The organism is Nocardia bhagyanarayanae, from assembly GCF_006716565.1.
In the GTDB taxonomy this organism is placed as follows: Bacteria; Actinomycetota; Actinomycetes; order Mycobacteriales; family Mycobacteriaceae; genus Nocardia; species Nocardia bhagyanarayanae.
Window position 1 is genome coordinate 1,843,307 of the sequence record NZ_VFPG01000001.1, and the last position, 14,936, is coordinate 1,858,242.

The following is a 14,936-nucleotide window of genomic DNA, read 5'->3' on the forward strand; positions in this document are numbered from 1 at the left end:
CGCGTGCCGCTGTGGATCAGACGGGATCGCAGCTGATGACGTGTTCCGGCGTACCGACCGCGATGAGCGCCCTGCGGGTGTCGGCGATCATCCGCGCCGAGCCCGCGATCTGGATCTGGCGGTCGGCCCACGCGCCGAAGCTGGCCACCACCGCGCCCAGATTGCCGACCAGCCTGCGGTGCATGCCGTAGGGCGCGTCGGCGGCGGGGTGCGGGTACCACCACGGGTTGGTCTTCTGCTCGCAGACCGGGACGATGGTGAGCCACGGGTTGCTCTGCGAGAGCTGCCACATGTTCTCCACGTCGTATAGGTCGCACGGGTAGCGACCGCCGATGAAGAAGTGCACGCGCGGGTTGATGCCGCGCTGGCTCATCTCGATGAGCTGGGCGCGCAGCGGGGCGATGCCGGTGCCCGCGCCGATCAGCAGCACGTCGCGTCCGGCGTCGCGGTCCACGTGCAGGCCGCCGAGCGGGCCGCCGATCAGCCAGCGATCGCCGACCTGCGTCTCGTTGACGATGGCCGGGCTCACCCAGCCGCCGCGGATCTTGCGCACGTGGAATTCGATCTCGCCGTAGGGATTCGACGGAATCGCCGGGGAGAAGTAGCGCCACATCTTGGGCCGCTGCGGCACGGCGACGGGCACGTACTGTCCGGCTTGGTAGGGCACTGGCGAGTCGGACTGCAAACGCACGATCGCCAGGTCCTCGAGCACCCTGCGGTGGCCGACCACCGTCGCCTCCCAGTACGGCTGGGACTTGTCGGAGTTGGCGCCGATCGCCATCGACGCCGAGATCAAAATGGTGATGTCGCGCCAGCCCTCTTCGAGCTGACGGTTCCACATCGCGCCGTTGTACACGCGGAACGCGGCGAGCAACGCGCGGCCCGCCTGGTCGTAGTGTGCGGCCTCGACGCCGTATTTCCGATGGTCGCGCGCCAGCTGCTCGAGAAACTTCTGCGCGCGGTCCCAGTCCTCCAGGTGGTCGAGCACGAACTGGATGGCCGTGGCCAGCCGTTTCGGTTGCATGTCCATCGCGGGCGGGAACAGCTCGCGCAAACGCGGGTTCTCGGCGAACAGATGACCATAGAACGCACTGATCAACCGCTCGGGTCCGCCCGGTGACTCGCTCACCGAACGGAAGTTGGCGCGGACCAGCGCTGCCGAACGCGCATCCACGACGAGATTCCCTTCCTTCCCGCTTGTAGCTGCGCATCCGTTATCGACTGCTGCGCAGGGACGTGCCCGTAACCGGCGGTCCATCGGGGTACAAGTATCCCCGAAAAGTCCGTGGTCGTGTGGGTATGCGCAGCACGCTCTCGACCGCTCCGAGTTATCCCTCGGCTAAGTCGGCAGCTCGGGATGTCGGCCCGGCCGGCTCTCGCGGCGCGCACGCGCCCGCTGTTGCCTTGCTGCGCTCGGCCCCATGGTCGGGCCCTCGACCAGGATAACGGGGGCGGGCGAACCTTTCATGGTGTGGTTCTCTGGATGGGTACCTGCAACGGGAGTGCAGGGGCCGCTTGTGCGCCGTCTACGCACAAGTCGACCAGCGAGGGTGAAGCTGCTCACGCCCCGGCAACGGCGGGGGCGGGTGTACCTGCTCAGGGTGTGGTTCTCTGGACGGGTACCTGCAACGGGAGGGCAGGGGCCGCTTGTGCGCCGTTTACGCACAAGTTCACCAGCGGGGGCGTGAACCCTGCTCACCCGGCAACGGCGGCGCGAACGGCGGGGGCGACCTGTTCGGCGTAGCGGCGGATCTGTTCGGCCGGGTCGCCCTCGGTCGGCCAGAAGACGAAGCCGTCGATGCGCTGCTCGACGTGCAGCGCGGTCAGATCGTCCACCCACCGGCTCACCGGTCCTTCGAGGAAGCCGTGGTCGACGCCGTTGTCGGTGATGGTGCCCGAGACGTTGTAGACCCGGCGGATCGCGTGCGGGTCCCGGCCCGCGGCCGCCGCCGCGTCGTCGATCCGCTTGCCCGCCTCGGTGAGGAACTCCGGCGGCGCCCAGGCGGCCGAGGGCAGCCAGCCGTCGGCGAGCGTGCCGGTCAGCGTCTGCATACGCGGTCCCATCGCGCCGAGCCAGATGCCGGGATCGTGCCTCGGCCGCGGGCCGGGATGCGCGCCCGCGAGCCGGTGGAACGCGCCGGGCACCCGGACGGCGCGCTCGTCGCTCCACATCGCGCGGATGACGTGGATCGCCTCGGCCAGCGCCCGCACCGCCTCGCCCTTGCTCAGCCGCTCGCCGCCCATGGCCGCGATGGCGTCCCAGAACGCGCCGGCTCCCAGCCCGAGCTGGATCCGCCCGCCGGTCATGATGTCCAGCGAGGCGACGGATTTGGCGAGGACCGCGGGGTTGCGCAGCGGCAGGTTCGCGACGTCGGGAAAGAAGGTGATCCGTTCGGTGCGCACCGCGAGCGCGGTGATCAGGGTCCAGGTGTCCAGGAAACGGCGCTGGTAGGGGTGGTCCTGGATGCCGATGAGGTCGAGTTCGGCGGATTCGGCGTAGGCCGCCACCTGGGTGAGCTGGTGGTAGTCGTCGGCGTCGGGGATCAGGAAAAGTCCGAATTCGACAGGGCGAGCGCTCATCTCGCGGCTCAGATGGTGAGTACGGTCTTGCCGCGCGCGCCCGTGGCGCCGAGCACGGTTGACGCTTCCTCTAGCGGGACGGTCGCGTCGATGGGCACCACCACGTCGCCCGCCGCGACGCGCGCCAGCAACCGGGTCAGTTCCGGCGCCCGGCCCTTGGACTCGAAGTTGCCGCCGCGTAGACCGCGCTCACGCAGCGCGGCCTCGTCGGCCGCGAAGACGGTGGTGTAGACCGCGCCGCCCGCGCGCACGAGTTCGGTCAGCGGCGCGAGCGCTTCGGGCGGGCTGACCAGATCGAAGAGCACGTCGATGCCGTCGGGCTCGGTGGACCGCACCGAATCGGCGACGGACGCGCGGGTGTAGTCCACCGTCTCCGCCGCGCCGAGCCTGGTCATCTGGTCGGCCGTGTCGCCGCGCGCCGTCGCGATGACGTGCGCGCCCGCGATATTGGCCAGCTGCACGAGAAACGACCCGACGCCGCCGGTGGCGCCGACGATCAGCACCTTCTGGCCGGGCCGGATCTGGGCCGCGTCGACCAGGTCCTGCGCGGTGACGCCCGCGGTCGGCAGCGCCGCGGCGGCCATCGTGGTGACCGGTTCCGGGATGGGTACCAGCGTCGCGTCCTCCGGGAGCACCGAGTATTCGGCGAAGCTGCCGTGCCCGGCGGGCGGGACGAGGAACTTGCCGACCACCCGATCGCCGATCGTGAACTTCGTGACGCCGGGGCCGACCGAGGCGATGCTGCCCGCGCCGTCCACGCCGAGGATCGCCGGAAAGTCGTGCGGCATCCGGCCTTCCAGGATGCCATTGGCCATCTTCAGGTCGAAGGGGTTGACGCCCGCGGCGTCGAGCTGCACCTTGACCGCTTGCGCGCCCGGCTCGGGTACCGGCATCTCGGCCAGCTCGACGGGTTCTCCGAACTTCCGTACCACGATCGCGCGCATCGGTTCCGCTCCTCGGTTCGGCTGAAGGGTGATGCATCAACTAACCGCTTTTGGTGCTCGTATGCATCCCTACACCACCGACGCCGTGATTCATCGCATTCGGCGATGGCGCGGCGTAGCGTTGAGCCGCGGAAATCGGCCGGGTGGCGGGCCGGAAAATTTTTAAACTTGAGCGGAACAGACTCAACCTCCCGCACGTTGGACCGATTGGAACAGCACGAGCCCGCACGCGATCGCGCGCGGGAAGGGCACTCGATGCTGCGGAATCGACTCGAGGAAGGTGACTTGTGGACTCGTTCAATCCCACCACCAAGACCCAGGCGGCGCTGACCGCGGCCCTCCAGGCGGCGTCGGCCGCGGGCAACCCGGAGATTCGTCCGGCGCACTTGCTGGTGGCGTTGCTCGATCAGACCGACGGCATCGCCGCCCCACTGCTGAAGGCCGTCGGCGTCGACCCCGCGACGGTTCGGCGCGAGGCACAGGACATCGTCGACCGGCTGCCGAGGGCGACCGGCGCGACCACGACGCCGAACCTCGGGCGCGAGGCGCTCGGCGCCATCACCGCGGCCCAGCGGCTGGCCACCGAACTCGGGGACGAGTACGTCTCCACCGAGCACGTCGTCGTCGGCCTCGCCGAGGGCGACTCGGACGTCACCAAGCTGCTCACCAAGCACGGCGCGACGGCCGACGCGCTGCGCGAGGCGTTCACCACCGTGCGCGGCAGCGCCCGGGTGACCAACCCCGATCCCGAGGGCAGCTACCAGGCGCTGGAGAAGTACTCCACCGATCTCACCGCGGCCGCGCGCTCCGGCAAGCTAGACCCGGTCATCGGGCGCGACACCGAGATCCGGCGCGTCGTCCAGGTGCTGAGCCGCCGCACCAAGAACAACCCGGTGCTGATCGGCGAGCCCGGCGTCGGCAAGACCGCCATCGTCGAGGGACTGGCCCAGCGCATCGTGGCGGGCGACGTGCCCGAGTCGCTGCGCGGAAAGTCCGTTGTCGCACTGGATCTCGGCGCGATGGTGGCGGGCGCGAAGTACCGAGGCGAATTCGAGGAACGGCTCAAGGCCGTGCTCGAGGAGATCAAGAACAGCGCCGGACAGATCATCACCTTCATCGACGAGCTGCACACCATCGTCGGCGCCGGCGCGACCGGCGAATCGGCGATGGACGCGGGCAACATGATCAAGCCGATGCTGGCCCGCGGCGAACTGCGGCTGGTCGGCGCGACCACGCTGGAGGAGTACCGCAAGCACATCGAGAAGGACGCCGCGCTGGAGCGCCGCTTCCAGCAGGTGCTGGTCGGCGAGCCCTCGGTGGAGGACACCGTCGGCATCCTGCGCGGCATCAAGGAGCGCTACGAGGTGCACCACGGCGTGCGCATCACCGACTCCGCGCTGGTGGCCGCGGCCACCCTCTCCGACCGCTACATCACCTCGCGGTTCCTGCCGGACAAGGCGATCGACCTTGTCGACGAGTCGGCCTCGCGGCTGCGCATGGAGATCGACTCGCGCCCGGTGGAGATCGATGAGGTCGAGCGCGCGGTGCGTCGCCTCGAGATCGAAGAGGTCGCGCTGACCAAGGAGACCGACGAGGCCTCCAAACAGCGCTTGGAGAAGCTGCGCCAGGAACTGGCCGACGACCGCGAGAAGCTCAACCAGCTGACCACCCGGTGGCAGAACGAGAAGAAGGCCATCGATCAGGTCCGTTCGCTCAAGGAACAGCTGGAGAGCCTGCGCGGCGAGTCGGAGCGCGCCGAACGCGACGGCGATCTCGGCAAGGCGGCCGAGCTGCGCTACGGCCGGATCCCGACGCTGGAGAAGGAACTCGCGCAGGCCGAGAAGGCCAACGGCGCCGCGCCCGACGGCGAGGTGATGCTCAAGGAGGAGGTCGGCCCCGACGACATCGCCGAGGTGGTGTCCGCGTGGACCGGCATCCCGGTGGGCAGGCTGATGGAGGGCGAGACTCAGAAGCTGCTCCGGATGGAGGACGAGCTCGAGCGTCGCGTCGTCGGACAGAAGGAGGCCGTGCAGGCCGTCTCCGACGCGGTGCGCAGGGCGCGCGCAGGCGTCGCCGACCCGAACCGGCCGACCGGCTCGTTCATGTTCGTCGGCCCCACCGGCGTCGGCAAGACCGAGCTGGCGAAGGCGTTGGCGGACTTCCTCTTCGACGACGAACGCGCCATGGTGCGGATCGACATGAGCGAATACAGCGAGAAGCACTCGGTGGCCCGTCTGGTCGGCGCCCCGCCCGGCTACGTCGGCTACGACCAGGGCGGCCAGCTCACCGAGGCGGTGCGGCGCAGGCCGTACACCGTGGTGCTGTTCGACGAGATCGAGAAGGCGCACCCGGATGTGTTCGACATCTTGCTCGCCGTGCTCGACGAGGGACGGCTCACCGACGGCCAGGGCCGCACGGTGGACTTCCGCAACACCATCCTCATCCTCACCTCGAACCTGGGTGCGGGCGGTGACAAGGACTTCGTCATGAACGCGGTGCGCTCGGCGTTCAAGCCGGAGTTCCTCAACCGGCTCGACGACGTGGTCATGTTCCACTCGCTCGACGAGGAGCAGCTGGAGCGGATCGTCGACATCCAGCTCGACCAGCTGCAGAAGCGGCTGTCGCAGCGCAGGCTGAAGCTGGACGTCAGCGATTCGGCCAGGTTCTGGCTCGCGGTGCGCGGCTACGACCCGGTGTACGGCGCGCGACCGTTGCGGAGGCTGATCCAGCAGTCCATCGGCGACACCCTCGCCAAGGAACTGCTCGCCGGCGAGGTCACCGACGGCGACACGGTCAAGGTCGGCGTGAGCGGCAACGGCGACGGTCTGATCGTCGGCAGGTGAGTGTGATCGGACGCCCCGGCCCCGGTGCGGGCCGGGGCGTCCGGGTGTTCGGCGTGGCTCGCCGAATCGGCTCGGTCACCTGGACGTGACGGTCGACACGCAGCCCAGGCGCTGCCGGACGAAGTCCGTCGAAAACACCTCGCGCATGGCCGGAGCGGATGCGGAGGTACGCATACCCTGGAGGCATGACGAACCCGAAGGATCCCTGGGGACAGCGGCCGGAGGATGCGCCGACCGAGCACCTCGGTTCGCCGGGTGCGTCCGGCTACGACCCGTCCGGGGACACCACGAGGTATCCGTCGACCGAGCAGTACGAGTGGGGTCCGCCGCCCGCGAACGCCACCAAGCAGCTCCCGCCGATGGAGCACCAGTGGGGTGCTTACGAAAGCCCCTACGGCACGCAGTGGCAGGGCGCGCCGGGCCAGCCCACGGGCGTCCCGCCCGCCGGTGTGCCGCCGGGCGGTCCACCGATGGATCAGCCGCCGCCCAAACGCAATACGGGTCTGTGGATCGCGCTCGCGCTCGGCGTCGTCGCGCTCGTCGCGGTGGCCGGGGTGGTCGCCGGGCTGGTGCTCGGCGGTCGTGACTCGTCGACCACGACGGCGGGCGGCACGACGACCGCGCCGTTCCCCACCGGTCGTGCGTTCCCGACGGAGAACCCGTCGCCGCGCGACCCGTCGCCGAGTGGTCTGCCCGGCCTGCCCGGAATCGACGAGTTGGGCGCGACCATGGGCACCATCAGCGCCAACAACGGCGGCCAGCTCACCATCGACACCGTCTCCGGCAACACGGTGAACGTCTCGACCGACGAACTCACCCAGGTGATCTCGCTCTCCGGCGCGAAGCCCGCCGACCTGCCCGTGGGCGACATGGTCGTGGTGCAGGGCGACAAGGGACAGGACGGATCGATCCGCGCGAGGATCATCATCAGCACCACGCTGCCCGGCGGCGGAAGATGAGCGGCGGCGCGGTGCCTGCGGCCGGACTCCGTCCGGCGGTGCCGGAGACCGGACTCCGTCCGATAGCGCAAGACCGGCGGCTCGTCGCGGTACCAAAGGCGGCCCTCCACCGTCCGGGCCTATTAGGGTAGACCGCGATGACGGCTATGTGGTTCGGGTTGGCGGCGATCGCACTCGTTGGTGCGATCGTGCTGCTGTATTTCGATCGGGTCCAGCGACAGCGGACCGGTCACGCGCGCCAGGTCTGGGCCAAGGCCCAGGGGTACACCTACGTGTCGGTGGAACCGGCACTCCCGTCGACGTGGCGGCGCGGCGCGCTGGCCAAACTCGGCTATCTGTCGGCGGTCGACGTGGTCTCCGGTATCCGCAAGGGCGAGAAGTTCGTTCTGTTCGACCTGGAGGACGCCGCGACGCTGGTCGCGGTGCGCCGCCAGATCGGTTCGGACATCGATGTCGACATGCGGCTCAAGACGGCGTCCCCGCCGAAGGACGCGGATCTGGAGCTGCTCGGCGCCATCGGCGACCGGGTCGTCTTCGCGACGAACCCGGAGATCGCCAGGCACGCGGTGGATCAGCGGATGGTCGCGTTCATCGAGACGCTGTCCGACACCGTGCAGATGCTCTGGAGCGAAGGCAACTGGACCCTCGGCATGCTGAACGTCGGTACGGCGGCGAAGGATTGGGAGTCCGCCATCGACGCGGTGCTGCGCCTGTCCGGTCTGCTGCACGTGCTACCTCCGGTCAGCGACCCGCGCGGCGCGAACAAGTCCGAGCAAGACCCGGACCGTCCGCACCCGCGGACCCGCGACCGCGCCGAGTCGGCGCGTTCGGAGCCGGTGCGCGGCGCCTCCCGTGTGCTGCCGCCCGGCGCGGACGACGACGATCGCGATTTCGGCTACGACGACCGCGACGACGAGTCCCGCTACGACGAGGACTACGAACCGGACGAGCGGGAGACCGCGGGCGAGCAGTCGCGCCGCCCCTCGCTGGCCGTCGTCCCCGACGCCAGGGCTCGGACGCGCGAGGACCGCTGGTCCGACGACGACGAGGCCGAGGACGACTGGCGTCCGGAATCGCGCCGCGGCGACGCCGACGACTGGGCGGACGAGCCGCCCGCCTCCCGACCCGACGAGCAGGACCGCCCCGGCGGCCCGTTCCACCCCGGATTCCGTCCGTATCAGGGCCCCGTGCCGCAGTGACCAGCTCGATTGGACCGACACCGCGATGACCGACAGTTCCGTTCCCGCGCGCCTGCCCGGCGCGACCCGTCCGGTGGCGCTGATCACCGGACCGACCTCCGGCATCGGCCACGGCTTCGCGCTGCGGCTGGCCTCGCTCGGCTACGACATGGTGCTGGTCGCCAGGGACGACGAACGGCTACGGGAGCTCGCGGCCGAACTCGAGCGCAAGTACGACACCCGCTCCGAGGTGCTCGTCGCCGATCTGGCGCAGGCCGCCGACCGGGAGAAGGTCGCGGCCCGCGCCGCCGAGGGCATCGAATTCCTGGTCAACAACGCGGGTTTCGCGCACTCCGGTGAGTTCTGGACGCTGCCCTACGAGAAGTTGCAGGCGCAGCTGGACGTCAACGTCACCTCCGTGCTCCAGCTCACCCACGCGGCGCTGCCGTCGATGATCGCCGCGGCGAAAGGTTCGATCGTCAACGTGGCCAGCGTCGCGGGTCTGGTGCCGGGTCGGGGATCGACCTACTCGGCCTCCAAGTCCTACGTCGTATCCTTCACGGAAGGGTTGGCGGGCGGTCTCGCCGGAACCGGTGTTCGGATCCAGGCGTTGTGCCCCGGGTTCGTCCACACCGAATTCCATGAGCGAGCCGGTATCGAGATGTCCTCGCTGCCGAAACCGTTGTGGCTTTCCGTCGAGCAGGTCGTCGCCGGTTCGCTGAGTGATCTGGACAAGGACCGGGTGATCAGCGTGCCCGGAGCGCAGTACAAAGCGATCACCACGGTGGCCGGACTCATCCCGCGAACCCTGCAGGTCCGAATGAATCGGGGCCTGTTCAATTCACGCGGAAGGACTTAGACATGATCGACGAGGCGACAACCACTGATTCCGTGCTCGGCGCCGACCGCGAAGCCGCGACCGACCGCGAGAAATTGGCCGCGCTGGTGCGCGAGCTCGCCGTCGTGCACGGCAAGGTGACGCTGTCCTCCGGCAAGGAGGCCGACTACTACGTCGACCTGCGGCGAGCGACGCTGCACCACCGTGCCGGACCGCTGATCGGCAAGCTGCTACGCGAGCTCGTCGCGGACTGGGATTTCGACGCCGTCGGCGGCCTCACCATGGGAGCCGACCCGGTCGCGCTCGCGGTGCTGCACGCGCCCGGCCGTCCCATCGACGCGTTCGTCGTGCGCAAGGCCGCCAAGAGCCACGGCATGCAGCGCCAGATCGAGGGACCCGACATCGTCGGCAAGCGCGTTCTGGTCGTCGAGGACACAACGACCACGGGAAACTCCCCGCTCACCGCGGTGCGCGCGCTGCGCGAGGCGGGCGCGACCGTGGTCGGCGTTGCCACCGTCGTGGACCGGGAGACGGGCGCCGACCAGGTGATCGCCGCCGAGGGGCTGGAGTATCGCTCCATCCTCGGACTCAAGGATCTTGCCCTGGGTTAGCCTGGACGACGGTTTGGTTGTCCGACAGTTAGAGGACGTGTGAGTCACCTGTGGTGAGCATTGCAGTAAACAAGAGTCGCGAAAATGTTGCGATGCTCGGAATCGGTGCTTACCGACCGCAGCGCATCGTCAGCAATGACGAGGTGTGCGAGGTTCTCGATTCGACCGACCAGTGGATCTACGAGCGCACGGGCATCCGCAACCGGCGCTGGATCAGCGGTGACGAGACGCTGCGGTCGATCGCGGCGGCCGCAGGCGAACGCGCGCTGGTCAACACCGGCATCGACCGGTCCAAGATCGGCGCGCTCATCCTGTGCACGTCCAGCTGGCTGAAGCTGACCCCGCACGGCGCACCCACCGTCGCCGCCGACCTGGGCATCAACGGCATCCCGGCCTTCGACCTGACCTCCGGCTGCGGCGGCTTCGGCTACGGCCTGGGCGTCGCCGCCGACCTGATCCGCGCGGGCTCCGCCGACTACGTGCTGGTGATCGGCGCGGAGACGATGACCGTCGGACTCGACCCCACCGACCGCGGCACCGCCATGATCTTCGGCGACGGCGCTGGCGCGGTCGTCGTCGGCCCGAGCGAGGAGAACGGCATCTCCCCGACGGTGTGGGGCAGCGACGGCGAGAACGCCGAGGCGATCGCCCAGGACGTCGACTTCCTGGAGTTCATGAACAAGGCCCAGGCCCTGCAGGGCACCGACCCCGAGGTCGAGCCGATCGGCCGGATGTCGCTGCGCATGGAGGGCCCGCGGGTGTTCCGGTGGGCCGCCGTCACTCTGCCGCGCGCGCTGTCCGACGCGCTGGAGGCCTCGGGCGTGGCCAAGGAGGACATCGAGGTCTTCATCCCGCACCAGGCCAACGCCCGCATCAACGACCTGATGAAGAAGAACCTCGGCCTCGCCGACGAGATCCCGATGGCCAACGACATCGAGAACACCGGCAACACCTCCGCCGCGTCGATCCCGCTGGCCATGGAGGAAATGCTGGTCACGGGCAAGGCCAAGGGCGGCCAGCTGGCGCTGCTGCTCGGCTTCGGCGCGGGCCTCAGCTACGCGGGCCAGGTCGTGACGTTGCCGCCCGCCCCGGCCGAGGCGAGCTTCTGACATGGGTGTCAACGGGGCCAGGACGCGGACCGGATCGTTCCCTGGCTCGGCGCGTCCGTTCCGCGCCGGGTTCCTCGCCGCGGCGGCCGTGACCGTCTACGGCGCGCTCACCGGACGCGACCGGCTCCAGTGGGTCGCCAAACCGCTGATGATGCCGTTGCTCGCCGCCGACGTGGCGACCAGCGGCGTCGACATCGAGCCCGCCGAGCGCACCATCCTGCTCGGCTCGCTCGGCGCGGCGACCGTCGGCGACATCCTGCTCATCGATCCCGACGACGATCGCCGCCTCATCGCGGGCGCGTCCTCCTTCGCGGTCATGCAGGCCGGTTACTCGACGCTGTGGTGGCGGCGCGGGGCTCGTCCCGCCGCCGCGGTCGCCCTGCCACGGGTGGCCGCCTGGCTCGGCGCCGCCGGTCTGCTGCGCGCCAAGGCGCCCACCGTCGCGACCCCGCTCACCGCCTACGGCGTCACCCTCGGCACGGCTGCCGTCCTCGCCTCCGATCCCGGCCTCGCCCCCGGCGCGAAAAAGATTGCGGGCCTGAACATCCCGGACGCCGACCCGCGCAGCCGCCTCGGCCTCGGAGCCCTGCTCTTCACCCTCTCCGACGGCCTCATCGTCCTGCGCCGCCTCTTCGCCCGCACCCCCCGCTCCCGCCGCGCCACCGAGGGCGTCATCCTCGCCACTTACGCCGCAGCCCAATACCTCCTCGCCGACCCCCACGCCCACACCCCGCCGAACCACTCGTAGCCGCGCCGCGTCCCAACACTCGAGGGAACCAAACCCCTTCGCGCTCTACAGCACCAGGATGATGCGGTCTCGGTTCGTTGGGTCGACGCGGATCGAAATGGTTTCGCCGAGAGCGAGTTTCGGTTTGTCGGCGGGCATGACGTCGAAAACGACGGAGCCGTGGTAGGTCTCGGAACCCGGGACGGTCAGTTCGAGGTCGAGTTCGGTGAGTTCGCTGTAGTGATCGGTGCGCTCGAGGGGGTGCACGCCTTCGATGGTGGCCCATCCTTCGAGCCCGTGGCGCCAGAGGCGGCGGTCGGCGCGGGAGGGGCGGGCGGCGAGCAGCATGCCGATGCCGACGCACGAGCCGAAGAGGCCGACCAGGGCGACGACCTGGAACGGGACCGTGCCGGGCGGCGTGCGGTGCACGAGCCAACCCAGCCAGAAGCACAGCACCACCAGGTACACGGCGGTGACGCCGAGCACCGTCCGCAGAATCCGTGCGTGGTCCATGCGTACCGCCACCTCCGTTCCGGCACTGCGCGGCTGTGGGCGGACTCCGATCGGCGCGTGCCACCGCCTTCGCTCCGGCGGCGCGCGGTGACTTCGTCCGGCTGGATCGGTCGGCCTACACCCCGACTGACCTCGCATTTCAAGCATAGGCGGCCACCGGCCTCCGATTCGGTACCTTGCGAATATCGGGCCGGCCCTGCGCGGACGCTCGGTACCGACCGTCGACATCCGCGCCCGTAACGCCCCGGTCCGATCTCCGCCGGCGCCGACCCGCCCCGCGCGCGACGCTGTCCCTATGCCGAGCGCGACGACCCCAGAAACAACGACCACGGACGTCCTCACCGGAATGTATGCCGCGGAGGCTGCCTACTTCGCCGCGGGCGGCCCCGGCCGCGCCTCGTTCACCACCTTGGCCCCGTTCTTCGCCGACGACGTGGTGCTCCATCAGGCCGAGGGCATGCCGTACGGCGGCATCTGGCGGGGCCACGCGGGGCTGGAGCGCTTCTTCGCGACGACCGTTCTACTGGGACACCAAGGAAATCGCCGCGGCCTGCACGATGGCGCGCTGACTCAGCCCTTCAACCGCAACACCGCCAGCACCCGCCGATGATGCGTATCCGACGGCGGCAGATCGAGTTTCGCGAAGATATTGCCGATGTGCTTCTCCACCGCCCGCTCGGTGACGGTGAGCGCGTCGGCGATCGCGTTGTTGGACAGGCCCTGTGCCATCAGCTCGAGCACTTCGCGCTCGCGCGGCGTGAGGCGGGCCAGCGAATCCTGTTGGCGGGACGCACCCATCAGCTGACTCACCACCTCGGGATCGAGCGCCGTACCGCCGGTCGCCACCCGGTACAGCGCGTCGACGAAATCGCGCACGTCGGCGACCCGATCCTTCAGCAGATAACCGACGCCGCTCGCGCCACCGGCGAGAAGCTCGGTGGCATAGCGGGTTTCGATCCATTGCGAGAACACGAGCACGCCCGTCATCGGGTACTTCCTGCGCAGTTCGATGGCGGCGAGCAGTCCCTCGTCGGTGAAGGTGGGCGGCATCCGCACGTCCACGACCGCCACGTCGGGATTGTGTTCACCGACAACGTCGCTCAGCGTGCTGGCGTCGCCGACCATCGCGACCACCTCGTGTCCGCGCTCGACGAGCAACCCGGCCAGTCCGTCGCGCAGGATGGCGCTGTCCTCGGCGATGACGATGCGCAACGGCGTGCTCACTGCGGATCTCCTTTGGGCAGCAGGATGGTCACCACGGTCGGCCCACCCGTCGGGCTGTGCACCGTCAGGGTCCCGTCCACCGCGCGCGCCCGCGCCGCGAGACCCGCGAGCCCGCTGCCCGCCGCCCGCGCGCCTTCGGCGGGCGGCAGCACGCCGCCGATTCCGTTGTCCCGCACGGTGACCGCGATGGTGCGCACGCTGTCCGGCAGCACGGAGACCCAGGCGCGGTCGGCGTGCGCGTGCTTGACCACGTTGGTGAGCAGTTCGGCGACGGAGAAGTAGGCGATGGCCTCGATGGCCGGGCTCGGCCGCTGCGGCAGGTGCACCCGCAACTCCACCGGCACCGCGCTGCGTGCGGTGAGCGTCTCCAGCGCGGGCGCGAGGCCGAGCTCGAGCGCGGGCGGATGGATGCCGCGAACCAGCTCGCGCAGTTCGGTCAGCGCTTCCTTCGAGCTGGCGTGCGCGTCGGCGATCAGGTCGGTGGCGTCGCCGCCCGCCGCGATGCGTTCCTCGGCCCGGCCGAGTGCCATGGCGATGGTGACGAGCCGAGCCTGGGTGCCGTCGTGCAGGTCGCGCTCGACGCGGCGCAGCGTGGCGGCCGCGTCCTCGACCGCCGCGCGCCTGCTGGCCCGCAGCTCGACCAGCTGTCGATCCCGCACGGTGGCCGCGAGCAGCCAGACGGTGAGCAGCCGGTGCAGGTGGCAGACGCCGCGCACCAACCAGGGCAGCGCGAAACAGCAGACGATGCCGAGCGCGGAGATCAGGAGCACGCGCGGCCAGGTGTCGACGTAGAACGAGCCGAACTGCATCAGCGAATGGCGCTCGACCCCGTTCTCGTCGATGTTGACCGGATCGAACAGCGCCCACGGAATCGGCGAGATCGCGATGAACACCACCACCGCAACGGTGACCAGCACCAGGTAGCCGATCACCACACCGAGCACGAACTGCGCGAGCAGGAAGAGCATCGCCCGCCAGCTCGCCCGGTCGGTGAACGCGCTCTTCAGGAATCCGAACAGCCCGCGCTGCGGTGTGAACGCGGGCGGCGCCTCGACCGGAGTGCCGAGCAGGTGGTGGCACAGCGCGCGGTAGATCCGGCCCCAGACGCGGCCGCCGAGCAGGACGAGCGCGAGCAACGGGATGCCGACCAGGAAGATCGAGGCGTAGAGCCCGCCGCCGAAGCCGAAGAACAGGTAGCAGACGGCGAGGCACCCGAGCACGAACGCGGTGATCAGGAAGGCGAGTTCCTTCCAAGTCCTGGCCTGGATCGGCGCGCGAAGGACGTCCGAAAGCACGGATCGGGCGGGCGGCGCGGTCGGCTTGTCGAGCACGAGGGTGGGTTCGGCTTGCGTCTCGGTCATGGACTCCATGTTTCGCGCCGACGGCGGCGTTCTCGATGGAGCTGACCGC

At 69.7% G+C, this 14,936-nt stretch carries 14 protein-coding genes; 8 read left to right on the forward strand and 6 right to left on the reverse strand.

What is annotated here, in order from left to right:
* Positions 1-16: 16 nt before the first annotated feature.
* The 3 genes from FB390_RS07675 to FB390_RS07685 all read right to left on the reverse strand — a co-directional run bounded on the left by FB390_RS07675 (position 17) and on the right by FB390_RS07685 (position 3,524).
* Positions 17-1,174 (reverse strand): FAD-binding oxidoreductase, encoded by a 1,158-nt coding sequence (locus tag FB390_RS07675; RefSeq protein WP_141808325.1) that lies wholly within the window; start codon positions 1,172-1,174, stop codon positions 17-19.
* Between the two features lie 521 nt (positions 1,175-1,695).
* Positions 1,696-2,580: an LLM class flavin-dependent oxidoreductase gene (locus FB390_RS07680; RefSeq protein WP_141808326.1), complete on the reverse strand. Its 885-nt coding sequence runs from the start codon at positions 2,578-2,580 to the stop codon at positions 1,696-1,698.
* A gap of 8 nt (positions 2,581-2,588) precedes the next feature.
* Positions 2,589-3,524: an NADP-dependent oxidoreductase gene (locus FB390_RS07685; protein WP_141808327.1), complete on the reverse strand. Its 936-nt coding sequence runs from the start codon at positions 3,522-3,524 to the stop codon at positions 2,589-2,591.
* Positions 3,525-3,811: 287 nt separating this feature from the next.
* Between FB390_RS07685 and clpB the strand changes: the two genes are divergently transcribed.
* From clpB to FB390_RS07720, 7 genes are all read left to right on the forward strand, one after another.
* Positions 3,812-6,367 carry an ATP-dependent chaperone ClpB gene (gene clpB / locus FB390_RS07690; protein ID WP_141808328.1) on the forward strand — a complete coding sequence of 852 codons (2,556 nt, stop codon included), beginning with the start codon at positions 3,812-3,814 and terminating at the stop codon, positions 6,365-6,367.
* 185 nt (positions 6,368-6,552) lie between these two features.
* A complete protein-coding gene (locus tag FB390_RS07695) occupies positions 6,553-7,326 on the forward strand; it encodes a DUF5666 domain-containing protein (RefSeq protein ID WP_141808329.1) in 774 nt (257 codons plus the stop codon).
* A gap of 137 nt (positions 7,327-7,463) precedes the next feature.
* Positions 7,464-8,525 carry a type III secretion system chaperone family protein gene (locus FB390_RS07700; protein ID WP_246123907.1) on the forward strand — a complete coding sequence of 354 codons (1,062 nt, stop codon included), beginning with the start codon at positions 7,464-7,466 and terminating at the stop codon, positions 8,523-8,525.
* Positions 8,526-8,550: 25 nt separating this feature from the next.
* Positions 8,551-9,363 carry an SDR family NAD(P)-dependent oxidoreductase gene (locus FB390_RS07705; protein ID WP_141808330.1) on the forward strand — a complete coding sequence of 271 codons (813 nt, stop codon included), beginning with the start codon at positions 8,551-8,553 and terminating at the stop codon, positions 9,361-9,363.
* Positions 9,364-9,365: 2 nt separating this feature from the next.
* Entirely contained in the window at positions 9,366-9,953 is a 588-nt protein-coding gene (gene pyrE, locus FB390_RS07710) for an orotate phosphoribosyltransferase (RefSeq protein ID WP_067791751.1), read from the forward strand.
* Positions 9,954-10,003: 50 nt separating this feature from the next.
* The gene (locus tag FB390_RS07715; RefSeq protein ID WP_141808331.1) at positions 10,004-11,062 is read left to right on the forward strand and encodes a beta-ketoacyl-ACP synthase 3; all 1,059 of its coding nucleotides are present in this window, start codon (positions 10,004-10,006) and stop codon (positions 11,060-11,062) included.
* Between the two features lies 1 nt (position 11,063).
* A complete protein-coding gene (locus FB390_RS07720; protein ID WP_141808332.1) occupies positions 11,064-11,810 on the forward strand; it encodes a lysoplasmalogenase family protein in 747 nt (248 codons plus the stop codon).
* A 45-nt stretch (positions 11,811-11,855) separates the two neighbouring features.
* Here the strand turns inward: FB390_RS07720 and FB390_RS07725 are convergent, their stop codons facing one another.
* Positions 11,856-12,302, reverse strand: coding sequence for a DUF4175 domain-containing protein (locus FB390_RS07725; RefSeq protein WP_141808333.1), 447 nt, complete (start codon positions 12,300-12,302; stop codon positions 11,856-11,858).
* Between the two features lie 295 nt (positions 12,303-12,597).
* Here FB390_RS07725 and FB390_RS33900 point away from each other — a divergent pair, with 295 nt between their 5' ends.
* Positions 12,598-12,912 (forward strand): nuclear transport factor 2-like protein, encoded by a 315-nt coding sequence (locus tag FB390_RS33900; RefSeq protein WP_246123908.1) that lies wholly within the window; start codon positions 12,598-12,600, stop codon positions 12,910-12,912.
* Here FB390_RS33900 and FB390_RS07735 read toward each other — a convergent pair.
* Positions 12,873-13,526: a LuxR C-terminal-related transcriptional regulator gene (locus FB390_RS07735; protein WP_218018483.1), complete on the reverse strand. Its 654-nt coding sequence runs from the start codon at positions 13,524-13,526 to the stop codon at positions 12,873-12,875. The two genes, FB390_RS33900 and FB390_RS07735, sit on opposite strands and share 40 nt — an antisense overlap.
* Positions 13,523-14,887, reverse strand: coding sequence for a sensor histidine kinase (locus FB390_RS07740; protein WP_141808334.1), 1,365 nt, complete (start codon positions 14,885-14,887; stop codon positions 13,523-13,525). The genes FB390_RS07735 and FB390_RS07740 overlap by 4 nt, the downstream gene beginning before the upstream one ends.
* Positions 14,888-14,936: the final 49 nt, after the last annotated feature.